General features: G+C 65.4%; 25 protein-coding genes. 7 read left to right on the top strand and 18 right to left on the bottom strand.

The window, feature by feature from the left end; genetic code table 11:
* Nucleotides 1-33: 33 nt before the first annotated feature.
* From E0H75_RS21075 to E0H75_RS21055, 5 genes are all read right to left on the bottom strand, one after another.
* Nucleotides 34-414, bottom strand: a complete 381-nt coding sequence (locus tag E0H75_RS21075) for a nuclear transport factor 2 family protein (protein WP_131515304.1) — start codon at nt 412-414, stop codon at nt 34-36.
* Nucleotides 415-472: 58 nt separating this feature from the next.
* On the bottom strand, nt 473-1,705 hold the full coding sequence (locus E0H75_RS21070) for an MFS transporter (protein ID WP_131515303.1): 1,233 nt from the start codon (nt 1,703-1,705) through the stop codon (nt 473-475).
* Between the two features lie 74 nt (nt 1,706-1,779).
* Nucleotides 1,780-3,120 (bottom strand): NAD(P)/FAD-dependent oxidoreductase, encoded by a 1,341-nt coding sequence (locus E0H75_RS21065; RefSeq protein ID WP_131515302.1) that lies wholly within the window; start codon nt 3,118-3,120, stop codon nt 1,780-1,782.
* Between the two features lie 114 nt (nt 3,121-3,234).
* Complete coding sequence (locus tag E0H75_RS21060; protein WP_165553898.1) at nt 3,235-3,975, bottom strand: SDR family NAD(P)-dependent oxidoreductase; 741 nt, start codon at nt 3,973-3,975, stop codon at nt 3,235-3,237.
* Nucleotides 3,976-4,094: 119 nt separating this feature from the next.
* Nucleotides 4,095-4,733, bottom strand: coding sequence for a TetR/AcrR family transcriptional regulator (locus tag E0H75_RS21055; protein WP_202873082.1), 639 nt, complete (start codon nt 4,731-4,733; stop codon nt 4,095-4,097).
* Between the two features lie 224 nt (nt 4,734-4,957).
* On the opposite strand from E0H75_RS21055, the gene E0H75_RS21050 reads away from it, so the two are divergent.
* From E0H75_RS21050 to E0H75_RS21035, 4 genes are all read left to right on the top strand, one after another.
* Entirely contained in the window at nt 4,958-5,257 is a 300-nt protein-coding gene (locus E0H75_RS21050) for a DUF5709 domain-containing protein (RefSeq protein WP_131515300.1), read from the top strand.
* Nucleotides 5,257-6,306: a GNAT family N-acetyltransferase gene (locus E0H75_RS21045; protein ID WP_131515298.1), complete on the top strand. Its 1,050-nt coding sequence runs from the start codon at nt 5,257-5,259 to the stop codon at nt 6,304-6,306. Before E0H75_RS21050 ends, E0H75_RS21045 begins: the two co-directional genes overlap by 1 nt.
* A gap of 72 nt (nt 6,307-6,378) precedes the next feature.
* Nucleotides 6,379-7,152: an SDR family NAD(P)-dependent oxidoreductase gene (locus tag E0H75_RS21040; protein ID WP_131515297.1), complete on the top strand. Its 774-nt coding sequence runs from the start codon at nt 6,379-6,381 to the stop codon at nt 7,150-7,152.
* 236 nt (nt 7,153-7,388) lie between these two features.
* Nucleotides 7,389-8,252, top strand: coding sequence for an alpha/beta fold hydrolase (locus tag E0H75_RS21035; RefSeq protein WP_131515296.1), 864 nt, complete (start codon nt 7,389-7,391; stop codon nt 8,250-8,252).
* A gap of 29 nt (nt 8,253-8,281) precedes the next feature.
* Here E0H75_RS21035 and E0H75_RS21030 read toward each other — a convergent pair whose 3' ends face one another.
* Both E0H75_RS21030 and E0H75_RS21025 read right to left on the bottom strand, forming a co-directional pair.
* Entirely contained in the window at nt 8,282-8,881 is a 600-nt protein-coding gene (locus tag E0H75_RS21030) for a sulfite oxidase-like oxidoreductase (protein WP_131515294.1), read from the bottom strand.
* Between the two features lie 51 nt (nt 8,882-8,932).
* The gene (locus E0H75_RS21025) at nt 8,933-9,472 is read right to left on the bottom strand and encodes a sigma-70 family RNA polymerase sigma factor (RefSeq protein WP_202873081.1); all 540 of its coding nucleotides are present in this window, start codon (nt 9,470-9,472) and stop codon (nt 8,933-8,935) included.
* 400 nt (nt 9,473-9,872) lie between these two features.
* On the opposite strand from E0H75_RS21025, the gene E0H75_RS21020 reads away from it, so the two are divergent.
* Nucleotides 9,873-10,547, top strand: a complete 675-nt coding sequence (locus tag E0H75_RS21020) for a uracil-DNA glycosylase family protein (protein ID WP_238163164.1) — start codon at nt 9,873-9,875, stop codon at nt 10,545-10,547.
* Here the strand turns inward: E0H75_RS21020 and E0H75_RS21015 are convergent.
* Nucleotides 10,510-10,830 (bottom strand): hypothetical protein, encoded by a 321-nt coding sequence (locus tag E0H75_RS21015; protein ID WP_202873080.1) that lies wholly within the window; start codon nt 10,828-10,830, stop codon nt 10,510-10,512. The two genes, E0H75_RS21020 and E0H75_RS21015, sit on opposite strands and share 38 nt — an antisense overlap.
* 1 nt (nt 10,831) lies before the next feature.
* On the bottom strand, nt 10,832-12,592 hold the full coding sequence (gene ctaD, locus E0H75_RS21010) for an aa3-type cytochrome oxidase subunit I (protein WP_131515290.1): 1,761 nt from the start codon (nt 12,590-12,592) through the stop codon (nt 10,832-10,834).
* A gap of 144 nt (nt 12,593-12,736) precedes the next feature.
* On the opposite strand from ctaD, the gene qcrB reads away from it, so the two are divergent.
* Nucleotides 12,737-14,419: a cytochrome bc1 complex cytochrome b subunit gene (gene qcrB / locus E0H75_RS21005; protein ID WP_131515288.1), complete on the top strand. Its 1,683-nt coding sequence runs from the start codon at nt 12,737-12,739 to the stop codon at nt 14,417-14,419.
* Nucleotides 14,420-14,425: 6 nt separating this feature from the next.
* On the opposite strand, the gene msrA is transcribed toward qcrB, so the two are convergent.
* Both msrA and E0H75_RS20995 read right to left on the bottom strand, forming a co-directional pair.
* Nucleotides 14,426-14,977, bottom strand: a complete 552-nt coding sequence (gene msrA, locus E0H75_RS21000; protein ID WP_131515286.1) for a peptide-methionine (S)-S-oxide reductase MsrA — start codon at nt 14,975-14,977, stop codon at nt 14,426-14,428.
* On the bottom strand, nt 14,970-15,209 hold the full coding sequence (locus tag E0H75_RS20995) for a hypothetical protein (RefSeq protein WP_131515284.1): 240 nt from the start codon (nt 15,207-15,209) through the stop codon (nt 14,970-14,972). The genes msrA and E0H75_RS20995 overlap by 8 nt, the downstream gene beginning before the upstream one ends.
* Nucleotides 15,210-15,426: 217 nt before the next feature.
* On the opposite strand from E0H75_RS20995, the gene E0H75_RS20990 reads away from it, so the two are divergent.
* Complete coding sequence (locus E0H75_RS20990; RefSeq protein WP_131515282.1) at nt 15,427-16,344, top strand: NADP-dependent oxidoreductase; 918 nt, start codon at nt 15,427-15,429, stop codon at nt 16,342-16,344.
* 81 nt (nt 16,345-16,425) lie between these two features.
* Here the strand turns inward: E0H75_RS20990 and E0H75_RS20985 are convergent, their stop codons facing one another.
* From E0H75_RS20985 to E0H75_RS20955, 7 genes are all read right to left on the bottom strand, one after another.
* On the bottom strand, nt 16,426-16,809 hold the full coding sequence (locus tag E0H75_RS20985) for a Cif family virulence factor (protein ID WP_131515280.1): 384 nt from the start codon (nt 16,807-16,809) through the stop codon (nt 16,426-16,428).
* 48 nt (nt 16,810-16,857) lie between these two features.
* Nucleotides 16,858-17,115 (bottom strand): DUF6510 family protein, encoded by a 258-nt coding sequence (locus E0H75_RS20980; RefSeq protein ID WP_131515278.1) that lies wholly within the window; start codon nt 17,113-17,115, stop codon nt 16,858-16,860.
* Between the two features lie 5 nt (nt 17,116-17,120).
* Nucleotides 17,121-17,870, bottom strand: a complete 750-nt coding sequence (locus tag E0H75_RS20975; protein ID WP_131515276.1) for a ferredoxin reductase — start codon at nt 17,868-17,870, stop codon at nt 17,121-17,123.
* Nucleotides 17,840-18,436 carry a sulfite oxidase-like oxidoreductase gene (locus E0H75_RS20970; RefSeq protein ID WP_238163163.1) on the bottom strand — a complete coding sequence of 199 codons (597 nt, stop codon included), beginning with the start codon at nt 18,434-18,436 and terminating at the stop codon, nt 17,840-17,842. The genes E0H75_RS20975 and E0H75_RS20970 overlap by 31 nt, the downstream gene beginning before the upstream one ends.
* Nucleotides 18,436-18,933 (bottom strand): Dps family protein, encoded by a 498-nt coding sequence (locus E0H75_RS20965; protein WP_165553896.1) that lies wholly within the window; start codon nt 18,931-18,933, stop codon nt 18,436-18,438. The genes E0H75_RS20970 and E0H75_RS20965 overlap by 1 nt, the downstream gene beginning before the upstream one ends.
* Nucleotides 18,934-19,091: 158 nt before the next feature.
* A complete protein-coding gene (locus E0H75_RS20960; protein WP_131515271.1) occupies nt 19,092-20,909 on the bottom strand; it encodes an ABC transporter ATP-binding protein in 1,818 nt (605 codons plus the stop codon).
* The gene (locus tag E0H75_RS20955) at nt 20,902-22,713 is read right to left on the bottom strand and encodes an ATP-binding cassette domain-containing protein (RefSeq protein ID WP_238163162.1); all 1,812 of its coding nucleotides are present in this window, start codon (nt 22,711-22,713) and stop codon (nt 20,902-20,904) included. The genes E0H75_RS20960 and E0H75_RS20955 overlap by 8 nt, the downstream gene beginning before the upstream one ends.
* Nucleotides 22,714-22,828: the final 115 nt, after the last annotated feature.

Genomic DNA, 22,828 nt, shown 5'->3' with positions numbered 1-22,828 from the left:
GGTGAGCCGGTGTCCGGCAGCACAGGAAAGAGGTCAGGTGCCCGGGGCGATCGCGCAGGCTGAGACGCAGACCCAGGTGCCTTCACGCTTCTGGTAAGCGTCCGTGTACAGAGCTTCCTGCTCCGCGCCGTTGGCGAGCAGCGTGTAGGTGCTGCGCCCGTGGATCAGGGCGACATCGCTGAGGATGCGGACCTTGACGTCGTGCACAGCGAGATCCTTGAAGGGCCGCGGCTTGGCGATGTACTCGAGGAACTCGGCGCGGTTGCGGGTGACGCCCGGAGTCTGTACGACGAAATCTTCGGCAAGCAACTCGCTGAAGCGGGTGGCATCGCTGGCCTGGTCGGCCTCGACGTAGTCGAGGTTGAGCCGTTCGAGGATGGCCAGATCCTCGGCCGACTGCTTGGTTTCGCTCATCTTCTTACTCCTTTGTGTGCGGTCCGATGGTCGTTGTAGGTGTGCACCGCGATCGGCGTCATCGTGCATGCTCGCCGGTCGCCTCGGGGTACGGGTTGTGTGCGGCGGCGACGGTGAACAGGGTGGCGAGGAGAGCGAGTACGCCGTATCCGAGAGCGATGTGCGGTAGCGAGAAGACGTTGGTGAGTTGCGCGGAGATGAGGCTGGGAACGGTCGCGCCGCTGTAGCTGAGGAGATAGACCACGGCGAAGATCGGTGCCCGGTCGGCCAGGGTGCTGCCGTCCAGCAGTCCACGGGTGACGGCGCTGATGGCGATGCCCTGAGCGGCTCCCGCAACGATGGTTGCGGCAATGAACAACGGCAGTGTGCCGGTGGCAATCGCTGTGATGAGGCCGGTCCATCCAGCCAGGAAGGCGATCATGCCGATGCGCTGAGCCGCCGCCGGTGAGAACCGGCCGCCGAGGGGGGCGCCCAGCGCGCTGGGGCCCATGTAAGCGGCGAACACCAGTCCGAGAACGAGCGAGTTGCTGGTGCGAAGTTGATCTGCGACCAGTGCGGGCACGAAGGCTTGGTAGAAGGCTCCGGTTGCCCAGGTGGCCAGGAGCACCGCGGCCGCGACCGGCAGCAGATGCCGGACTCGGATCGGCACGCGAACGCTGGGACGCAGTGAACGCCAACCTCCCGGCGACGGCGTCACGGTCTCCGGACTGATCGCAACGAGCGCGGCAGACAGGAGGAGCAGGCCGATGACAACCAGGTAGATGAGGTCACGTGGCCACGGGCCGAACTGGACCAAGGCACCGGAGGCGATGGCTCCGGTGGCGAGTCCGAACATCACTGTTTGGCTGGAGGCAACGGAGGCCAGCCAGGCCGGCCTGGCCGGCGCGCTGTCGACGATGTAGGCGGTGAGGCTACTGCTGGCCAGCCCGGCGCCAAGGCCCATCAGGAGCCGACCCGCGATCAGGATGCCGATGTCATGCACGTTCAACAGCAGCAGACAACCCAGGACGAGCAGTCCGAGGCTGGCGATCGCGGGCGGTCGTCGGCCGACATGATTGGACAGTCGTCCCAGCACCAGCAGTGTGCTGAGGGTAGCGGCGGAGTAGGCGACGACGGTCAGCGAGATGCCGGCGTTGGTGAACCCGTCCTCGGCTCGATAGATGTTGAACAAGGGGATGGTCGAGCCCACCGCGGCAAACACGGCCACCAGCGAGACCACCGCGGAGACGAACGCCAGCCGGATCGTTCTGTCCCGACCGCCCAGGGTGGTCCTTGGTGTCACCTGTTGCATCGAGCCGTGCCTCTCTGTTGTTTGAACCAACGCGGCGTCTCCGGAGTTTCGGGGCTGGGTACTGCGGCCGGACGTCACGCCGAGCGGGCCGAGCCGAGCGCGTTCGCCTTGGCCTCGGCCCGGAAGGCCTCGCGCGGACTCTGGACCGAGGCCAGCGAGACGATGTCGCGCCCGTACAAGAACGCGACCAGCCAGACAGCGAGAACCCGGACCTTGCGATCCCAGGTCGGGATGGCGAGCAGGTGGTATCCGCGGTGCATCAGCCACGCCAGGAGGCCCTTGATCACGAAGCCGCGGTACTGGAAGATCCCCTTCCCCAGGCCGAGGGTCGCGATCGCGCCGAAGCTGTGGTGCACGTAGTTCTTCGGTTCGCGGCCGCGCAGCGCCCGGACCAGGTTCTTCGCCAGCCGCTTGCCCTGCCGGACGGCGTTCTGCGCGTTCGGAACCGTGAACCCACCCGGTGCCGACGACGCCAGGTCGGGTACGGCGGCGTCGTCACCCGCGGACCAGGCGTCCGGCACGATCTCGGCGTCGGTGCCGATCCGCAGGTCTGCGCGGACCTGGACCAGTCCACGCGGGGTGTGCGGTAGATCGGTGTAGTTGCGCAGCAGCCGCGTCGCGGCATTGCCCGCGGTCCAGACGACCAGCTCGGAGTCGAACTCCGTCCCGTCCGACAGCACCACGTGGCCGTCCTCGGCCGAGTCCATCGTGGTGGCCAGGTGCACGTGCGCGCCACGGCGTTCGAGCATCCTCACCACCCACCGGCCGGGCTTCTCGGTCACCTCCGGCAGGATCCGCGCGGTCGCCTCGACCAGGTGGAACGCCAGGTCGTCCGCGGACAGCTCCGGATAGTGCTTGACCAGCGCCTGCGCCAGCGACATCAGCTCGGCGAACCCCTCCACACCGGAGAAGCCACCGCCGACGAAGGTGAAGGTGAGTAGCCTGCTCCGGTCCCGGCCCGGCGGCAGACAGGCCGCCTCGTCGAACGCAGTCAGCACCCGGTCCCGGATCGCCACCGCTTCCTCGACGTGCTTCATCCCGATCGCCCGGTCGGCCACGCCGGGAACGTCGAACGTCCGGGTCACCGCGCCGGCGGTCACCACCAGGATGTCGTACGTCATGGTGAAATCCGGCCCCTGTGCCGGCCGGATCGTGACCGTCCGGTCCGCGTGCGCGATGTTGTTCACCATGCCCGCGACCAGCTTGGTCCGGGGCAGGTTGCGGCGCAGCGACACCGCCGCGTGCCGCGCCTCGATCGAGCCGGCCACGACCTCGGGCAGGAACGGCTGGTAGGTCATGTACGGCCGCGGATCGACCACGACCACCTCGGCCTCGTCGCGCCGGAGCTTCTTCTCCAGCTTCCACGCCGTGTAGAACCCGGCGTACCCACCACCGATCACCAGGATTCTGCGCACCGACTCGCCTCCGTCCGTTCACTGCATCAGTTGAGAACCGGCAGACACCTGACTTGTGGCACGGCCGAGCCCTGATCTTTCGGGGAAGGCGGAGGTCGAGGTAGCAAACAGGCGTCAGCCCACCGGGCCACGGTGCACGGCATTCCAGATACGGCCTGTCTCCGTCGTCGCCAGGCGACCCAGCAGGTCTGCGGCCGACCCGTCGAAGTCGACGATGCCGACGTCGGTCTGGCTGACAACGAACCGCCGGATCAACGGATCGTCGATCGCCGCGGGATCTACGCCGGCGAGCCACGTCCGCAGTGACGTACCCATCCTGTGCACACGCAGGGCGTTGACCGTGATACCGGTGCCGGTGAGCTCCGCGGCGAGGTTCACGGTATGTGCTTCCAGCGCAGCGGCACAGGCCGCGTAGACGTTTCCACCGGCCCAGGAGGCCAGGTTGCCGATGACACCGCAGACATTGGCGATCCGCCCCCAGCCATGGCGGCTCATCGCTGGGATCACCATGCCTGCGAGGGTCACCACGCTGGCGACATTGATGGTGAGGGCACGCAGTACAGCCGCCGAGTCGAGGTCGGCGACAGGGCCGAGCGGTGTCACAGTGGCGGCGTTGTTGACCAGGATGTCGACCTCGCCGAAGACCTGCTCGACGGCGTGGACGAGGTCAGGAATCGACCCGGGATCGTGGAAATCAGCAGCGAACCCCGCCGCCTCTCCCCCGGCTGCGCGGACGGCCTCGACGGTGGCCTCGGCACGAGCGCTCGACAGGGCAACGACCGCGACCGCGACGCCGGCAGCACCCAACTGCCCGGCAATCGCCCGTCCGATCGCACTGCCTCCGCCGGTCACCATGGCAACTCTGCCGGCGAAGGGTCCTGCCGGATTCACGCCTGCGAACATGGTTGTTGGAGTCGCTACGACGCCCGGCTCTTACCTGTACGGCGATGTTCACCGTCCGGCGGACCGCCGCTCTACTTCTCGTTGGCCGACGTTGCGTACGCTCGGACCGAATTCATCGCAAGGTCGAGTGCGACCTGCATCGGTCCGGGATCGCGGGCTGCCTGGGCGAGAACATATCCGCCCTGGAGCGCGGCCATGATGCCGGTTGCGAGCGTCTGTGGGTCAGCGTCCTCGGACAGTGTGCCGTTCGCCTTCATCCGCTCGAGCGCGGCGGTCAGCAGGGAGATCCACGATGTCAGGGCCGCCTCGAGATCGATGCGGGCTGCCTCGTCCTGGTCGGCGAGTTCGGTCGACAATGCCCCGAGTTCGCAGCCCCGCGCTCCACGGCGTGCTGTGACTCGCTGGAGGATGGCGCGGCACCAGCGGTCGAGGCCACTGAACGAGTCGACCCTGCGGAGGTACTGTTCCTCACGCTCGAGCACCCGGCTCCCCCGCAAGGCGACGACCGCCTGGACCAAGGCGCTCTTGTCGCTGAAATGCCGGTAGAACTGCGACTTGCTCGTCCCGCTCGCCGCTGTCACGTCGTCGAGCGTGGTCGCGGCAGCACCCTTGAGGGACATCAACTCGTCGGCGGACGCAACGATCCGGGCTCGCGTCGCCGCGCCGCGGGCGGTCAGGCGGCGATCGAGCTCGTTCACTGTCTCGGGCACGCCACGAGCTTATCGGGGCTGAGCAACGATTGGTGCTGCTTCGTGGAGATCAGCGAACGGTCCGCCATCGAGGGAGCATACCTCGGTGGTGTCCTTGATCGATGCTGCCTGGCCGCGGGGGGCAGGTTCAGCGTGATCTCACTGACCGGTAAACACCTCGGCCGGGGCCGACACCAATCCTCGTGAGAAGCCGGCACGCCGCCGGCCCGCAGTCAGGAGGACGTATGAGCGAGGTCAGTCGAGAGTATTACGGCAGTTACAGCGTGGACGACGAGGATCAGCTGCAGTTCTCCGACACGCTCGACGGGCGGGGGGTCTCCGACCCGTCGGAGTATGGCGATGGCCCGGAGGTCGGCCGGGACCGTGCCGGTCGTCTCGCGACCCCGGACGAGGGGTCGCACTTCGATTTCGAGGAAGAGCTCGTTGCGGCCGACGTCGGGATCGACGCGGGCGCTGCGAGCGCCGAAGAGGCCGCGATCCACGTGGTGGACGACGAGCCGCTGGAGCTCGCAGAGGTGAACTGATGAGAATCTTGATGAACGACTCCCAGCGCAACCTGACCGTGGTCGAGAACTACGACCTGCGAAGGTACGAGCTGCGCGCAGAAGGAACGACGGTAGGGACCCTCGACTTCCGTGTTCTCGGCCGAAGGCGTGTCCTGGGGCATACCGAAGTCACAGCGGATCTCCGCGGCCGTGGACTCGCCACGGCACTGATCAAGGCGGTCCTCGACGACCTCATCACCGAGGGAGTCCAGATCACGAATTACTGCCCTGCGGTCGAGGGGTTCCTTCAGGGCAATCCGGAGTACCTGGTGGTACTCGATCCGTCGCACCCACCCATCCAGCCCCGCTCCAAGTCCCAGGTGGACGAGAAACGGCAGGACGGCCGTTCCAACCCGCTGCAGCGGCTCGTGCAGATCCAGCACGCCAGGCTCAGCGAGCTCGCCGCGCGTTCTCAGGATCCGAAGGTCGACGGGTTCGAGAGACGTCGCACCACCGACCAGTTCACAGCTGTTGCCGCACAGCACGCCGCGGCCGCCGCCGACGTTCTGCTCACCGCTTCCAGGTCCTCTTCCGGTCAGGACGCCGCGGTCCTTCTCGACAACCTCAAACAGCTCGAACAGACGCTGCGGGTACTCAAGGGCAAGGTGTACGGCGACGCGCGCTTTCTGAATCTGAGCGCAGCCGAGATCTGGCGAGAGACCGAACGGCTACTGGATGAGCACGACTCGTTGGAGACCAGAATCGTGTCCGGTCTCGAGCAACTCCATGATGCCGGCGGCTCCGAGGATCTTGCCTGGGCCTTGGCGAAACGGCAGTGGAGCTCGCCGACCAGACCGCACCCCAACTCGCCGCATGCCGGAGTGGCCGGACGCATAGCACACCAGCTGTGGCGCATCGCCGACTCGACCTGGGACGAGCTGGAAGGACGAGGGCTTCCGGACGAGCCGATGGAGCACGCGAATCGTCATTCGACCTTCTCTCATTACCTGTTCGGAACCGCCGACGTCGCCGACCTCCCGGCCGAACCCGATCCGTCGCAGGCCCACTCGGATCGCGAGAACCAGTAAGGGCAGCACCCGATCGGCACACGAACAGGACATCCGGGTCAACCCGGCCTGGCACAGATCTAGGGGCAGCTCATGAGTGGGTACTTCGAAGGCCGCAAGCTCATCGTGGTCGGTGGCAGCAGTGGCATGGGGCGACAGACAGCTGCGGACGCCGTGGCGCAAGGAGCCGAGGCCGTCATCGTCGGCCGTCAGCAGGCGAAGGTCGACGACACGGTCGCCGAACTCGGCAAGAAGACGAAGGCCTGGGGCATCACTGCCGATCTCGCGGATCGCAAGCAGGTGGAAGACGTGCAAGCGCAGCTCGCGGACGAGCATGCCGATGCGACGCTGCTGGTCAACGCGGCCGGGTTCTTCATTCCCAAGCCGTTCCTCGACTACAACCAGGAGGACTACGACGCGTACCTGGAGCTGGACCGGGCGACGTTCTTCCTGACCCAGACCGTGGTGCGGGGTATGAAGGCTGCGGGTTCCGGCGGTGCGATCGTCAACATCGGCAGCATGTGGGCACATCAAGCGATCGCGGCGACGCCGGCGACGGCGTACTCGATGGCGAAAGCCGGTCTGCATGCCCTGACCCACAACTTGGCCATGGAACTGGCGGCCGACGGCATTCGCGTCAACGCTGTGGCTCCTGCGGTGGTGGCCACGCCGTTGTACGAGGGCTTCATCCCCGCCGACAAACTCGAGGAGACCGTGAAGAGTTTCGACGGCTTCCACCCGTTGGGACGGGTCGGAACAGCCCAGGACATCGCCTCCTCGATCGTCTTCCTGCTCTCCCCCGAGGCCAGCTGGATCACCGGCGCGATTCTCAACGTCGACGGGGGCGTGATGGCCGGCCGCAACTGATGCCAGATGGCGGTGCGGCCCGGGCGGCCGCGCGACCTCGAGCCGCACGGTTGCCCGGCCTCCTCAATCCTGTGAACCCTCGCGGTGGACGGGCGAAAGTGCCAGGTAAGAAACCGATCTGTCCCGGAGGCCAAGTCGTACGAGAGCGGGCGCCTGGGCCGATCACGTGAGCCCGAACGATGCCCCTGACGAGCGAGCGCTCGATCACGTCCCTGTGGAACGACTGTGGAGTGTCCATGACGAGTTTTCAGACCGTGTCCGCCGGCGGCTTGGAGGTCTTCTACCGCGAAGCGGGTAAGCCCGGAGCACCGAAACTCCTGTTGCTGGGCGGATTCCCCTCCTCGTCCCACCAGTTCCGGAACCTCATGCCGGCCCTCGCGGACAGATTCCACCTGGTCGCGATCGACTACCCCGGCTTCGGGAACACCGAGATGCCGGATCCGGCGGAGTGGGACTACACCTTCGACCACCTCGCGGAGATCGTCGACGAGGCGTTGCTGGCCATCGACTTCACCGGACCGATGGGGCTGTACATGCAGGACTACGGAAGCCCGATCGGGAACCGGCTGATCTCCCTTCATCCGGACTGGCTCCAGTGGCAGATCATCCAGAACGCCAACCTCTACGCAGAGGGGTTCACCGAGATCTGGGACGGGATTCGTCACGTCCTCTGGACCAACCGCAACGCCGAGACCGAAGCGCCGCTCGAGGCACTCCTCGGGCCGGAGTCAGTGCGAGCGATCTACCTGGCCGGTCATCCTGATCCGACGAAGATCAGCCCGGACAACTGGAACCTGGATCTGCACTTCCTGGCGCGGCCGAACGCGCACCGGGTGCAGCTGGATCTCTTCTACGACTACCAGACGAACGCCGCCCAGTACCCGACCTGGCAGACTCGGCTGCGCCGCGACCAGCCCAAGACGTTGATCTTCTGGGGCCAGGGAGACATCTTCTTCACCCCGGCCGGCGGAGAGGCGTACCTGCGCGATCTGCCCGACGCCAAGCTGATTCGCCTCGACTCCGGACACTTCGCGGTCGAGGACTGCCTGGACGAGATTGTTGACGGAATCAACAGTTTCTACGACGAGACCGTCAAGTAGACCGCCGCGGGCCCGGCTCGCGGTACCACTCAATCGAAGTCGTAGCGCTCCTCGCGCCAGGGGTCACCGTGATTGTGGTACCCAGCTCGCTCCCAGAAGCCTGGCTCGTCCTGCAACAGCAGTTGCAGCCCGTTCAGCCACTTGGCCGACTTCCAGAAGTACAGGTGCGGGACAAGCAGACGGGCCGGGCCGCCGTGCAACGCCCCGAGGTCCTGTCCCTCGTAGCGGTAGGCGATCCAGGCCTTCCCGCCGCGGAGCTCTGCCAGCGGCAGGTTGGTCGTGTAGCCACCGTAGGAGCTGACCATGACATGGGTCGCCTCAGTGGTCACGTCAGCAAGGACGGCATCAACGGAGACCCCCTCCCAGTGAGTCCCGAACTTGGACCACCTGGTGACACAGTGGATGTCGGCCATCACCGGCTCGGCCGGAAGGGCCAGCAGGTCGTGCCAGCTCCAGCGTCGCTGCGCACCGGTCTCCGACGTGACCGTCAACTCCCACTTGTCCTTGGGGATCAGTGGAGTCACGCTCGCCGACAACACCGGGAAGTCCTCGGTGAGGTGCTGACCGGGTGGAAGTCTGTGGTCGTCAGGGCGGCCTCTCCCCTCGAACCCGCGGTTCACGACTGCCATCCGAACCTCCTCACCGAGCGATCCGTCGTACTTCGCCGTCCGGCGGCTTGCTCAGGCGATCTGCTGCTCCGGCAGGTAGCCGGCGTCGACCAAGGCCGTCCGTAGTTTACGGCGGGCGTCGAACATCATCTTGTAGACCGCATTATGTGTCGCGCCGAGCTGATCAGCGAGCACATCAGTGGGCATGCCGTTCAGCACCAGAGCGACGAAGACCGTCCGCTGCTTCGCCGTCAGCTTCTCGTCGACGGCGCGATGTACGGCGTTCATCAGGTCCCGGCTTTCGGCATGCGACTCCGGCTCGATCCCCAGCCGTGCGGGAAGGCGCTCCCAGTCCTCGTCGTCGAACGCCACCCCAGCCCGCTGCCAGAAGTGCCGGTTGACCTTGGCGGCCACGTCGAAGATCACGAACTTGTACGCCCAGGTGGTGAACTTGCAATCACCGCGGAACGTCTCGACCTTGCCACAGATCGCCAGCAGGGCATCCGCGGCGGCCTGGTGCGCGATGTCGTCCAGCTCCGGGCCGACGAGTCGGAGCCTGGCCCCGCGCCGCCCGGCCTCCGCCCTCGCGGCGCGCAGGAGAACCTCGTACAACCGTCGGCTCGCAAGCTCGCGCTGATCTCCATCACTGCTCAGGTCGCGAACCCACGCGCGGTTCTCCCGGGCCACCTCTGGACAGACGGGCCGTGCCTGCGACAACGATTCAGAACCTTCGCTCTTCATGGATCTCCGGCGATCAACGCAACGTAGTGATCACAGGTCCGGCACGTCTGTGCCGAACGGTAAAACAACAACATGGACGATACCGTCCATTTATCATTCCGTCCAACTCGACGCCAGACGACACGTCGCCAACTGAGAGCCGGACTCAAACGATCCTGTAACTGGTCGATCTCGTCCTGTTTCTTGTCATGTGGACCCCGGAAGGTCGGCCGGGCCCGCTGACACGAACATGCACCGGGGCGTCGTACGCCGATCGTGAGAAGGGAACTCCATGTCGAAGAGCGAACAGTGGCCGACGTCGCAGTCAGGCCGCATGGACGAACTCACGGCGATCCGTGACGAGCTCAGGAACCACGCCTCGAACGCGTGGGCGACGGAGCGTGGGTACGAGCCGATCTACTCCGCATCACCGCGGTCGAGAATCGCCGTCATCGGCCAGGCACCCGGCAGGCAGGCTCAGGACAGCCAGATCCCGTGGAACGACGCCAGCGGCATCAAACTGCGGCAGTGGCTGGGCGTCAGCGAGGCACAGTTCTACGACCCCGACACGATCGCCCTGCTACCGATGGACTTCTACTATCCGGGCAAGGGCGCCCACGGCGATCTCCCCCCACGTCCGGCCTTCGCGCCGTTGTGGCACCCACGCATCCTGAAGCTGATGACTGGACTTCGTCTCACCGTTCTCATCGGGAACTACGCCCAGAAGCACTATCTGGGAACCACCGCCAAGAAGAACCTGACCGAAACCGTCCGCGCCTATCGAGACTACGTTCCGGACCGGATCCCGCTGGTCCACCCCTCACCCTTGAATTTCAGGTGGCAGGCGAAGAACCCTTGGTTCGAGACAGAGGTGATTCCCGCGCTCCAGACGCTGGTCGCGGACGCTACCCAGACCGGCCGCCCAGGAGCTACTCGTAGCGGCCCTCGAACGTCACACCGTCCTTGACGCCGGTGAATCTGAGCCCGACGATCCGCGTGTCCTCGACCATCCAGCGAAGCGCGTAGCAGGCTCGATACGACGGTGGCCAGAAGGAACAGAACCGGCCTTGGTCATCGACGTACCACTCGCCTGCGCTGTCACCGCCTCGTTCGGAGTAGGTGGTCTTCCCGTCGACCGTGAAGACCTGAGTCGCACCGTCGACGTACAGCAGCCGGCCGGCCGTCACGGCCTTCGGGATGTCGGCTGCGGCAACCGCCGTGTCGTCAGCGGCTCGGATTCCCTGCAACATGTCATTCATCGCGTATGGCCTCTTGTTGTCGAGTTGGGTCAGATTCGACCAGCAGGTTGTCGCGATCGATCTGATCGTGAGAAGTTCCCGTCCCGTTGACGTGAGGATGGTGCAGGTCGAACGCCGGGCTCTCGGACCGGATCCGCGGCAGCTTCTCGAAGTTGTGCCGCGGCGGCGGAGAGCTGGTCGCCCACTCCAGCGAACGGCCCCAGCCCCACGGGTCGTCCACGCCCACCTGCGGCGACGTGCGCGACTTGTAGACGTTGTAGAAGAACGGCAGCATCGACAGACCCAGGACGAAGGACCCGATACTCGAGATCTCGTTCAGCGTGGTGAAGCCCTCGTTCGCGCCGTACGACGCGTAGCGCCGCGGCATGCCCTCGACACCCAGCCAGTGCTGCACCAGGAACGTCGTGTGGAAGCCGATGAACAGCAACCAGAAGTGCAGTTTGCCGAGCCGCTCGTCCAGCATCCGGCCGGTGAACTTCGGCCACCAGTAGTAGAAGCCCGCGAACATCGCGAACACGACCGTGCCGAAGACGACGTAGTGGATGTGCGCGACCACGAAGTACGAGTCGGACAGCTGGTAGTCCAGCGCCGGCGACGCGAGGATGACGCCGGTCAGACCGCCGAAGAGGAAGGTGGTCAGGAAGCCCAGCGACCAGAGCATCGGTGTTTCGAACGAGACTGATCCGCCCCAGATCGTGCCGATCCAGTTGAAGAACTTCACCCCGGTCGGCACCGCGATCAGGAAGGACATGAAGGAGAAGAACGGCAGACTGACCGCGCCGGTGACGAACATGTGGTGCGCCCACACGGTCGTGGACAACGCACCGATGCCAAGTGTGGCCGCAACGAGTCCCATGTAGCCGAAGACCGGCTTGCGGCTGAACACCGGCAGGATCTCGGTGACGATGCCGAAGAACGGCAACGCGATGATGTAGACCTCTGGATGCCCGAAGAACCAGAACAGGTGCTGCCACAGCAGCGGGCCGCCGCTCGCGGCATCGAAGATGTGCGCCCCCAAGGCTCTGTCCGCCTCGAGCATCAGCAGCGCGCCGCCCAGGGTCGGGAACGCGATCAGCACGAGCAGCGACGTCACCAGCACGTTCCAGGTGAACATCGGCAGCCGGAACATCGTCATACCCGGAGCCCGCATGGTGATGATCGTGGTGACGAAGTTGACCGCACCGAGGATCGTGCCCAGGCCTGACATCCACAGGCCCAGAATCCACAGATCCCCGCCGATGCCCGGCGAACGCGCGGCATCGGACAGTGGCGAGTAGCCCGTCCAGCCCCAGTCCGCTGCACCGCCTGGAGTCGCGAAGCCACCGATGGTGATCAGTGCGCCGAACAAATAGAGCCAGTAGCTGAACATGTTCAGCCGCGGGAACGCGACGTCCGGGGCACCGATCTGGATCGGCATGATCGCGTTCGCGAAGCCGACGAACAGCGGGGTCGCGAACAGCAGCAGCATGATCGTGCCGTGCACGGTGAAGAGCTGGTTGAAGACCTCTTCGTTCACGATCTGCAGGCCCGGCTGGGCCAGCTCGGCCCGGATGATCAGAGCGAGAACGCCTGCCAGCAGGAAGAAGCTGAACGAGGTGATCAGGTACAGGGCACCGATCCGCTTGTGATCGGTCGTGGTCAGCCACCCGGCCAGTTTCGTCCCGGGGTACGCCGTGGCCGACGACGTCTCCACATTCCTGAGCGCAGCGCGCTCGGTTGTCGCCACCGCATCTCCCGCAGGTTGTCTTGGCATCGACCTTCACTGGACGGTACCGTCCATTGCGCGTCTGCGGCAAGCGGGCTGAACTCGACAAAGACCGATGGATCACGGTATCTAGAGTGGACGATATAGTTCCTTGGTACCGGGCTCACGGTTTCCGACCCGAAGGTGAACGCGATGGCTGACCAGCAACTCCCCACACCGGTCGAGTGGCTCGACTCACGCTTGGGCGTGCTCAGATCAGGCGCCAAGAAGGACGGGTCGGGAGGGCTGCGGAAGGTCTACCCGGAGCACTGGTCCTATCTGCTCGGCGAGGTCGCGCTCTACAGCTTCGTCATCCTGATCCTCACCGGCATCTTCCTGACGTTCTGGTTCAAGCCGTCGATGGGCGAGGTCGAGTACCAGGGCTCGTACGGCCTGCTCAAGGGTCTGCACATGTCCGAGGCCTACGCCTCCACGCTCGCCATCTCGTTCGACATCCGCGGCGGGCTCCTGGTCCGGCAGATCCATCACTGGGCGGCCGTGCTGTTCATCGCCTCGATGATGGTGCACCTGCTGCGCACCTTCTTCACCGGCGCCTTCCGCAAGCCACGAGAGCTCAACTGGCTGATCGGCTTCGGGACACTGTTCCTCGGCATCATCGAGGGCTTCATCGGCTACGGCCTGCCCGACGACCTGCTGTCCGGCACCGGTCTACGCATCACCAACGGCATGATCCAGGCGTCCCCGGTGATCGGTACGTACCTGAACTTCTTCATCTTCGGCGGCGAGTTCCCCGGCGACACCTTCGTTCCGCGGTTCTTCACCGTTCACGTCCTCCTCCTTCCTGGTCTGCTGCTCGCGCTGATCACTGCCCATCTCTTCTTGATCGTCTACCACAAACACACACAGTGGGCCGGTCCCGGCCGCACGGAGCGCAACGTCGTCGGCTACCCGTTCTTCCCTGACTACGTCGCCAAGGCCGGCGGCTTCTTCTTCGTGAACTTCGGCGTCACCGCGCTGATGGGCGCACTCATACAGATCAACCCGGTCTGGCTGTACGGGCCGTACAACCCGGCCGAGGTCACCGCGGGCTCGCAGCCGGACTGGTACATGGGCTGGCTGGAAGGCTCGGTCCGCATCATGCCCGGATTCGAGTCGCACTTCTGGGGCATCACGCTCAGCTGGAACCTGCTCATCCCCGCGCTGATCATCCCGCCCGCCTTCGTCACCCTGGTCGCGCTCTATCCGTTCATCGAAGGCTGGATCATCGGTGACAAGCGCGAGCACCACCTACTCGACCGGCCGCGGGACGTGCCGACCCGCACCGGTATCGGCGTCGCCTTCATCACCTTCTACGCGCTCCTGTGGATCGGTGGTGGTAACGACCTGGTCGCCACCCATTTCGGCCTCTCGCTGAACAGCGTCACCTGGTTCCTGCGGTTCGCGGTCATCCTCGGCCCGATCCTGGCCTTCTGGATCACGCGGCGCTGGGCGATCTCGCTCCAGCGTGCCGACCGGGAGCGGTTGCTGCATGGTCTGGAGACCGGTGTCATCGTCCGCTCCCCCGAGGGCAAGTACACCGAGAAGCACCAGCGGATCTCGAAGTACGAGGCCTACTCGCTCACGGCGCGGGAACAGGTCCTACCGCACGAACCCGGCGCGGGGACCGACGACAACGGCGTCCGCGCCCCGCGCCAGGCCCTGAACAGGCTCCGCGCCCGGTTGTCCCGGTTCTACTTCGCCGACGCGGTGCAGAAGCCGACGACGCAGGAGCTCGAGGCCGCGCACGCGCACGACGCCGACGAGATCCACGACCTGACGGAGGACACGGAGACCTATCGCGAGGTCACCAGCGACAAGCGCGTAGCCAGTGAGTAGCAGACCTCAGCTGGCGGTGGCGCGCCGCGGCAGCACCCAGTTCGGGCGCACGAAGTGGCAGGTGTAGCCGGCCGGGTGCGTGATCAGATAGTCCTGGTGCTCGGGCTCGGCCTCCCAGAACGATCCTGCGGGCTCGACCGTGGTCACGGCCTTGCCCGGCCACAGACCTGACGCGTCGACGTCGGCGATCGTGTCGCGAGCCACAGCGTCCTGTTCGGGAGTCAGCGGAAAGATCGCCGAGCGATAGCTCGTACCGACGTCGTTGCCCTGACGGTTCAGCGTCGACGGGTCGTGGATCTGGAAGAAGAACGCGAGGATGTCACGGTAGGTCGTCTGCGCCGGATCGAAGACGATCTCGACCGCTTCCGCGTGCCCAGGGTGATTGCGGTACGTCGCGTGGTCGTTCTGCCCGCCGGTGTATCCAACACGCGTGTCGAGCACGCCGGGCTGACGGCGAATGAGATCCTCCATACCCCAGAAACACCCGCCGGCGAGAACCGCGGTCTCAGCACCGGGCTTGCGGGTCACCTGTCCGGTGTCGTGAAATCCACTAGTCATGATGCAGGGTCCTTTCGTCGTTCTGCACAGCGGCCAACAGTCCGTCGGCATCCTCCGCGCATGGTCCACAGGCAGCGAGGTGTGCCGCCAATCCGGGGAAGCGCTCGGCAGCATCGACTCCGGCCGCGAGTAGCTCGGCATAGACGTGCAGAACAGCCATCGCCTCATCGCACCCGACGTCCCGCGGGTCGGTGGCCAGGAATCGGTCGAGCCTTTCCCTCCACCCCGTCATGAATTCACCTCTACCTGTTGGTCAGCAAGCTCGATTGCCCTCGGCCGCTCTTCTGGATACCCGTTAGTACGTGAGTTACGCACGGATCTTACGGCGTACACCGAAACAATCTCGCCAGGCCGGAAACGCCCTGCGCGGTAAGACATCGAGGGTGCGGTGCCGCCAACTCTTACGAGCTGCCATTGTGTAGGCGAAGACTGGATACAGGAGGTGCCGGATGAGGGCGATTGTGGTGACGGACCAGGCCGCTGGAACGGCCGGGATGACGCTGGTGGAGCGGCCCGAGCCGCAGCCGGCGATCAACGACGTCGTCGTTGAGGTTCATGCGTCGGGGTACGTCCCGACTGAGGTGGAGTGGTCGTCGACCTGGTCCGATCGCGCCGGCCGTGACCGGGCACCGTCGATCCCTGGGCACGAGCTGGCCGGAGTGGTCACCAGCCTCGGTTACGGCACGACAGGGCTGTCAGTGGGACAGCGGGTGTTCGGCCTGGCCGACTGGCATCGCGACGGCAGCCTGGCGGAGTACGTGGCGATCGAGGCACGCAACCTCGCACCACTGCCGGGCGGCGTCGACTTCTCGGTCGGCGCGAGCCTGCCGATTTCCGGGCTGACCGCCTGGCAGGGACTGTTCGACCACGGCCGCCTTCAGGCGGGTCAGAGCGTCCTCGCGCACGGGGCGGCCGGCGCTGTCGGAACGATGGTGACCCAGCTCGCCAACGAGGCGGGCGCGTACGTCATCGGCACCGGACGCGCCGCCGACCGCGACAAGGTGCTCGACTTCGGCGCGCAGGAGTTCGTCGACCTCGAGACCGACGCGCTGGAAGACGTCGGCGGAATCGATCTGGTCTTCGATCTCATCGGCGCAGACATCCAGAAGCGCTCCGCGGCCCTGATCAAGACCGGAGGGACGCTGGTCTCTGTCGTGGGCCCGATCGAGGCGCGGCCGGCGGAGGGCCTGGCGGTGGATTTCGTGGTCGAGGCCAACCGCGCCCAGCTGAGCGAGATCGTCCAGCGGGTGCGGGACGGGCGGCTGCGGACGAACATCGGCAAGGTGGCGACTCTCGACGATGCGGTCGCCACCTTCAATTCCACCGAGCGGCTCAAGGGAAAGACGATCATCCGCCTTCGCCCGTAAGGAACCCTGGTGGCGGTGCTGAGGAACGGCCGTTCCTCAGCACCGTGGGAGGAGGTCCGTGCCTCCTCAGACGTCAAGGAGTCAGGGAGCGATCTCGAGCTTGGTGATGAGATCGTCGGCGAGGGTGAAGCGGTAGATGATGTCGACGACGCCGCCGGGGAAGTCACCCTCCAGGTGGTTGGTGACGACGTAGTGGGTGTCGTCGAACTTCTCGACGTGGCTGACCTCCACCGTGTAGGTGTACTCGCTGGCCTCGGTCTCCCGCCAGTGGTGGATCTCGTCGTGACCGGTGTAGGTCTTGCCGTCGTCGTCGATCACGATGGCGTCGGTCGCGAAGGCCGACAGCAGGTCGTGAGCGTTCGCCTTGTGCTGGGGATCGGCCTCGCGCAAGTACCTCGTGATCGCCTGCGGCAGGTGCTTCGCCAGGTCGGCGGCCGTCGGGTCGGGCGGGGTCTGGATCGTCATCAGGTGCCTTTCAAGCTGAGGGCGAAGGTGGATACTCCAAAGCCAGGGCTAGGCCAGAGGGAGCACTGGCTGCGCCATGCCGGACATGTCAATGCAGTACATCCCGCGGCGTTCGGTGAGCATCATCAGGATCGTTTCACAGCCCCTGCAGCGGGCCACTGTGCCGGGTCCTGACATGTACACGACCATCTCCGCCATGACTCCGGTGTGGCCACAACTCGTGCACTTGTATCCCATCGTCGTCATGTCGCGCGCAAAGAGATCATGCATCACGCCGGCCAGAGCATTGCCATCGAGAGGTTCCATCGTCGTCATACTCCTGTTCCGCCGAAGCGTTCGGTCCGGATCCGTCCCGCGTCGTACCCCAAGGCCACCAATCCGGCGGCCGCGGTCTCGACGAACGCTGTCGGTCCGCAGACATAGGTGAGTGGCTCTTCAGCAGCTGCCCAACCGGCCGTGGACAACAGCGCCGGGTCGATGCGTCCGCGGTACCCACGCCAACTGCTCGGGGCCTCACGAGTCAGTGTGATCGAGACATCGATGAGGTCGTCGGCCGCCCTCTTCATGAGCTCCTCACGATAGATCAGCGACTCGAGCGAGCGCGCCGAGCACAGCACGCGGACAGGCACCTGGCTCCCGATGGCGCGGTGATGCCGAAGCATCGACCGCAACGGAACCAGTCCGGATCCGCCGCCGACCAAGAACAGCGGACCACCGAATTCCTCGTCCCAGACGAAATGTCCGCCGACCGGACCACGGAACTCGAGCTCGTCGCCTCCTCGCAGCTCGTCCACCAGATAAGGAGACACCTCACCATCGTCGAGTCGCTCGACAGTGAGCGACAGGTAGTCGTCTCCGGGCGCCGACGCGATCGAGTAGCTCCGCTGCGTCTGATACCCATCGGGCGCTGTCAGCCGCACGTCCACGTGCTGACCCGCACGGTGCCCAGGCCAATCAGGCACGGCGAGCGCGATGGTCTTCACCCGCGGAGTCTCGACGGTCGTCGCGATCACCGTGCCGGTCTGCCACGTCAGTCGCCGTAATAGCGCTGCTCTTTCCACGGGTCTCCATAGTTGTGATAGCCGAACATCTCCCAAAAGCCGGGCTGATCCGCGGTCCGCAGGTCCAATCCACGGATCCACTTCGCGCTCTTCCAGAAGTACAGGTGCGGCACCAGCAGACGTGCCGGCCCACCATGCTCCGGATCGAGCGGCCGCCCGTCGTACTCGTCGACGATCCAGGCCTTTCCACGTCGCAAGTCCGCCAGCGGAATGTTGGTGGTGTAGCCGCCGTCGGAGAACGCCACGGCGTACGGCGCCTCGGTCGGCACCGCGGCAAGCAGGGTGTCGAGAGAGACTCCCGACCAGGTCACGTCCAGTTTCGTCCACTTCGTGACGCAGTGGATGTCAACGGTGAACTGCTCGCGCGGCAACGCCTGGAAATCCGTCCACGACCACGAGACCGGCTTGTCCACAGCCCCACGGATCGTGAATTCCCAGGTGTCCAGTTGCGGGTACGGGGTCGGCCCGGCCGACAACACCGGGAAGTCCCGCGTGACGTACTGGCCGGGCGGTACCCGCGAAGGGTCTGCGGCGCGCCGGCCGTGAAAGCCTCTGGTGACAGCCATCAGGCCTTCTCACCAAGCTGCACACGCAACAGCCATTGCTGCTTCTCCAGCGTCCCGACCACCCTGATCAGTACATCCTGCGTCACCAGATCCGCACCACCGATCGAGCCCAGCCGTGCACGGATCCGCTCGGCCACCGCCGCCACCCGCCGACCCAGCTCCCAGACCACGACGTGATCGGCCAGCGACCGCACCACGACAGGTTCGACCCGGGACCCGGCCGCCACCGCCGAGCTCTGTCCGTCCGGGACAAAGCCCAACGTGACCGCACGCTCGGCGACGACATCCGCGAGTTCGCTCCACTCCTCGACCAACTCGTCGAGGAACAGATGCACCCCGCGTGCGGACGCCCCGAACACGCTCCAGTGCAACTGCTTCCCGACGAGCGACAGATCGATCAGATCCTGCAGCATGAGCTGCAGCTCCTCACCAACGGCCGCCCGCTCGTTCGGATTGTCCAGCGGCGGCAACTGCACCGAGTTCGCAACAGATTCCATAGCCATACCTCCCCTGTGTCACGACCCCCGCCCGACCTTTCCCCACCACCCGAACCAATCCCCACCCACCAGCACCACGAGCGAGGTAGCCTTCCACCTCGACGCCTCGAGGTGGAGTCACTCGGCGTCTCCGCCAGGACGCCTCGGCGGCACGGTTCTCATCGGTAGCCGGAGGCTTGGAGATGGAAGAGTTCGGCGTACAGGCCGTTCTTGTGGATCAGTTCTTCATGTGAGCCGTGTTCCGCGATCGTTCCGTGCTGTAGCACGATGATGCTGTCCGCCATCCGCACTGTGGACAATCTGTGCGATACCAGGACAGTGATGGAACCGACACGCTCGCGCAGATCCTGCGCGACGTGTGACCAGGCTTCGAACAATCGGTACTCGGTTTCAGGGTCCAGTGCTGCTGAGGGTTCGTCAAGAAGCAACAAGGCAGGAGACCGGCGCATCATTGCTCTGGAGATCGCAAGCTTCTGCCACTGACCCCCAGACAGGTCTACTCCGGCCGGCCAGCCTGAGCCGAGCTGTGTGTCGAGCCCGCGAGGCAGAGCGGACAGAACGTCGGTGGCGGCGGCGCGCTCGAGTGCGTCGAGGACTTTCAGATCGGCACTGGTGTCGTCGGACAATGTTTCGATGTCTCCGAGCGCCACGGCCTCGCGGGCCAGGAGTTCGAACCGGGCGTGATCCTGGAACGCGGCAGAAACCCTGTCCTGCCATCGGGTGAGGTCGACCGAGGCCAGATCTTCCCCGTCGATGGTGATGGTGCCGCTGGTCGGGCTGTAGAGGCCGGCAAGGAGTTTGACCAGGGTCGACTTGCCGGCGCCGTTTTCGCCGACGACGGCGACCGTCGAGCCGGCGGGAAGGTCCAAGTGGATCTTCTCGAGGGCGGGCTGTGCTGCTCCGTCGTACCGGTAGGACACGTTGCGCAGCGAGATTCCGTGACTCAGCCGCTGGGGCTCAGCGGCCCTGCTGCGGCCACGTTGAGCCGCGCGGCCGAAGACATCCTGCAGGCTGACGAACCGGTCCGCGGCGACAAGGCTGCGGATCGTGAGCTGCAGGACCTCACTGGAACCGCTGACCAGCCCGAGCACTTGGCCGGCCAGCACCGCGATCAATGCGGCCTCGCCAACGGTCGCATCGCCGATGGTGACCTGCCGCACCACAAATGCGATGGAACCTACATATCCGGCGATGAAGACCAGTCGTCCGGCAAGACTCCAGCCGGCGGCCTGGATCTGGGCCCGCCCGTCGAAGCGCCGGATCTGGTGGTGCGCTTGCTGAAACCTGGACTGCATCTCCGCTTGCAACCTGAAGAGGCGGACCTCCTTCGCGCCACCCGGGGTGGCCGTCAGCTCTACGAGATGCTCAGCAAGCCGGGCGGGTTCGGCCGCGCGCCGGCCGCTGTCGCGGAAGATCCGGCTTGTCTTGAAGCTGACGAGCAGCGACGGCACCGCGAACAACGGCAGCGCGAGGAGGACAGGACTGACACGAACCATGAGGACCGCGGTCGTGATGATCTGCACCGTGACGGCGCAGAGTTCTACCATCCTCGGCAGGACCTGGCTGAGCTGATGGCCCTCTCGTTGGAACGCATCCAGCTGGTTCAGATGCTGTGGGCTCTCGTGGAGCTCCAGTGTTGGCGCCGCGCCGACCAGGTTGAGAATCTGCCCGTTCATCATGTACCGGGTGTGATCGCGGAGCCGAGACTGGGCACGTTGTGCGCCATACGCGACGCTGACAGTGGCGGCGATCGAGATGACGCCTCCGGCAGCGCCGACCACCACGCGAAGTGGACTGCCACTGTGGATGCCATCAACGATGAACATCAGCCACAGACCATAGAACGACTGCGTGATCGCCTGGAGCCCGGCCAGTACGAACGCAAGCACTGCCGCGACGCGATCTGCCTGCCAAGCCAGGTGCAGCATCGTTGTGATGACCCGCAGGCGGCTGGTACTGCCGGCGTTCTCAGCCATCGATGTCCTCCTCGTCACCGGAGCCGAACCGCATCGCCTGCTTGCGGAACATGCGGGCGTAGACCCCCTCAGCCACGAGCAACCGTTCATGGCTGCCGTCTTCGATGACGTGTCCACCGTCGAGCACGATGATCCGGCTGGAGCGACGGATCGTGGAGAAACGATGGCTGATCACGACGCTGGTCAAACCGGCCGTGAGATCGAGGAACTTGTTGTAGAGGTCTGCCTCGGCGCGCACGTCAAGTTGTGCTGTTGGTTCGTCCAGAACGAGAACGCGTGCGCCGCCGTGAACCGCCAGGAGTGATCTGGCGAGGGCCACCCGCTGCCACTGACCACCAGAGAGGTCGACTCCACCCTCGAGTCGGGACGACAGCGTCGTGTCCAAGCCATGCGGGAGCCCGCCGAGGACGGCGTCCGCGCCGGCTCGTGCGGCAGCGCAACGGATCTCCCCGTCGATACTTGGCTGTGTCAACTGCTCAACTGCACCCAGACCGATGTTGTCCCGCGCCGACATCTCGTAGTGAACGAAGTCCTGAAAGATGGCCGCCACGGACCTCCGCCACGATTCCTGATCGATCGCGCGAAGATCGGTTCCATCGACGAGGATCCGTCCACTCTGCGGTACTTCGAGGCCGGTGAGCAGCTTGATCAACGTTGTCTTGCCTGCTCCGTTCAGGCCGACGATGCCAACTGACGTTCCCGCCCGGATCTCGAGGTTCAACCGATCGAAGATGATCTTGCCGGCTCCGGGATATCCGAAGGTCACCTCCTCGAACACAATCGCTTCCGCCGGACGTCCTGACGCACTGACAGCGCCAGAGTGTGCGGTGGTGGACGAGTGGTCGGCGACGACGCGTTCCAGCTCCAGAACGACTGGGACACGGCTGGCGCCGTACTCGATCAGATCGTCGCCGGTCTGATCGGCAAGGAGGCTCATCCCCAGCATGCCCTGGAGCAGCAAGACGACAGCACCCACGTCGAGGCTTCCGTTCACAGCCGCCCGTGTGGCCAGAGCAACGACGGCGGCATTGGCCACGACAACCAAGCCGAGAAGCACGGTCAGAGAGCGTTGTCCGACCTTGCGGGCATTGGCCAGCTCCGCGAGTAGGCGGGACGTCTGGCGGCCATAGCGATCCGACAGCCAGCCGACGAGACCGAAGATGCGGACCTCCTTCGCCCACTCCTGACGCAGTCCGATCCGGTGCGTGTAGCTCGCGGCATGTACGGCGTCTTCCCAGGTGAACTGATCGGCGCGGAGCATGTTCGCCTGCAGCCTGTTGCCGACCAGGATCCAGACCAGGAGGAGAATTGCGGCGGCCGGGACGGAGACGGTGGCCACCAGCACAGCAGCCGCGACCCCTTGAGCCTGCAGAGACCACTTCATGCTCAAGCCATCGACCAGGTCCCCCGGCTCGAGGCCCGCGACGCGCACGGCACGGTCAGTCTTGGCGGCCAGGTCGGGCCGCTCGAAGACATCCAAGGTGCCTGCGCCGAGGGCGGCTCGGATCACGCGACCGGTCAAGTGTTCCTCGTACCGCCGGTACAGAGCCCAGCGCGCCACCTCATAAGCGGCCCGCGTCACCTCTTGCGCTGCCAGCACAAACGCGGCCCCGGCCAGCGCGAAAGTGACGTCGGCTACTGCGGCTGAGTTCAACCCCGAACTGGCCGCAGCCGGAAGGATTGTGATCAGGTATGCGACCAGCGCTGCGAACATCGCCGGCCAGATGGCGGTCAGGACAATGCACCCGACCAGCAAGACAGTCCAGCCTGGAAACGCCCGAGCCAGCTCGACGACCGCGAGCACCCGCGGCGAGCGGGATCGCCGCTGCTGTGAATACTTACCCTTCCCGCACTGCAGGAATGTGACAGGTCCTTCCCTCGGTGTCAAACCCTCACCAGCGAAGCGCGAGGCGTATCAA

It is taken from the genome of Kribbella capetownensis (assembly GCF_004331485.1).
Taxonomy (GTDB): Bacteria; Actinomycetota; Actinomycetes; order Propionibacteriales; family Kribbellaceae; genus Kribbella; species Kribbella capetownensis.
The sequence above is the reverse complement of the archived record's forward strand: the minus strand, read 5'-3'. Positions and strand labels throughout refer to the sequence as shown.

Excerpts from the sequence above, each read along its gene's own strand:
- E0H75_RS21075 (WP_131515304.1), bottom strand. The coding sequence starts at position 414 with ATGAGCGAAACCAAGCAGTCGGCCGAGGATCTGGCCATCCTCGAACGG.
- E0H75_RS21070 (WP_131515303.1), bottom strand. The coding sequence starts at position 1,705 with ATGCAACAGGTGACACCAAGGACCACCCTGGGCGGTCGGGACAGAACG.
- E0H75_RS21060 (WP_165553898.1), bottom strand. The coding sequence starts at position 3,975 with ATGGTGACCGGCGGAGGCAGTGCGATCGGACGGGCGATTGCCGGGCAG.
- E0H75_RS21050 (WP_131515300.1), top strand. The coding sequence starts at position 4,958 with ATGAGCGAGGTCAGTCGAGAGTATTACGGCAGTTACAGCGTGGACGAC.
- E0H75_RS21045 (WP_131515298.1), top strand. The coding sequence starts at position 5,257 with ATGAGAATCTTGATGAACGACTCCCAGCGCAACCTGACCGTGGTCGAG.
- E0H75_RS21040 (WP_131515297.1), top strand. The coding sequence starts at position 6,379 with ATGAGTGGGTACTTCGAAGGCCGCAAGCTCATCGTGGTCGGTGGCAGC.
- E0H75_RS21035 (WP_131515296.1), top strand. The coding sequence starts at position 7,389 with ATGACGAGTTTTCAGACCGTGTCCGCCGGCGGCTTGGAGGTCTTCTAC.
- E0H75_RS21030 (WP_131515294.1), bottom strand. The coding sequence starts at position 8,881 with ATGGCAGTCGTGAACCGCGGGTTCGAGGGGAGAGGCCGCCCTGACGAC.
- E0H75_RS21020 (WP_238163164.1), top strand. The coding sequence starts at position 9,873 with ATGTCGAAGAGCGAACAGTGGCCGACGTCGCAGTCAGGCCGCATGGAC.
- E0H75_RS21015 (WP_202873080.1), bottom strand. The coding sequence starts at position 10,830 with ATGTTGCAGGGAATCCGAGCCGCTGACGACACGGCGGTTGCCGCAGCC.
- ctaD (WP_131515290.1), bottom strand. The coding sequence starts at position 12,592 with ATGCCAAGACAACCTGCGGGAGATGCGGTGGCGACAACCGAGCGCGCT.
- qcrB (WP_131515288.1), top strand. The coding sequence starts at position 12,737 with ATGGCTGACCAGCAACTCCCCACACCGGTCGAGTGGCTCGACTCACGC.
- msrA (WP_131515286.1), bottom strand. The coding sequence starts at position 14,977 with ATGACTAGTGGATTTCACGACACCGGACAGGTGACCCGCAAGCCCGGT.
- E0H75_RS20995 (WP_131515284.1), bottom strand. The coding sequence starts at position 15,209 with ATGACGGGGTGGAGGGAAAGGCTCGACCGATTCCTGGCCACCGACCCG.
- E0H75_RS20990 (WP_131515282.1), top strand. The coding sequence starts at position 15,427 with ATGAGGGCGATTGTGGTGACGGACCAGGCCGCTGGAACGGCCGGGATG.
- E0H75_RS20985 (WP_131515280.1), bottom strand. The coding sequence starts at position 16,809 with ATGACGATCCAGACCCCGCCCGACCCGACGGCCGCCGACCTGGCGAAG.
- E0H75_RS20980 (WP_131515278.1), bottom strand. The coding sequence starts at position 17,115 with ATGGAACCTCTCGATGGCAATGCTCTGGCCGGCGTGATGCATGATCTC.
- E0H75_RS20970 (WP_238163163.1), bottom strand. The coding sequence starts at position 18,436 with ATGGCTGTCACCAGAGGCTTTCACGGCCGGCGCGCCGCAGACCCTTCG.
- E0H75_RS20965 (WP_165553896.1), bottom strand. The coding sequence starts at position 18,933 with ATGGAATCTGTTGCGAACTCGGTGCAGTTGCCGCCGCTGGACAATCCG.
- E0H75_RS20960 (WP_131515271.1), bottom strand. The coding sequence starts at position 20,909 with ATGGCTGAGAACGCCGGCAGTACCAGCCGCCTGCGGGTCATCACAACG.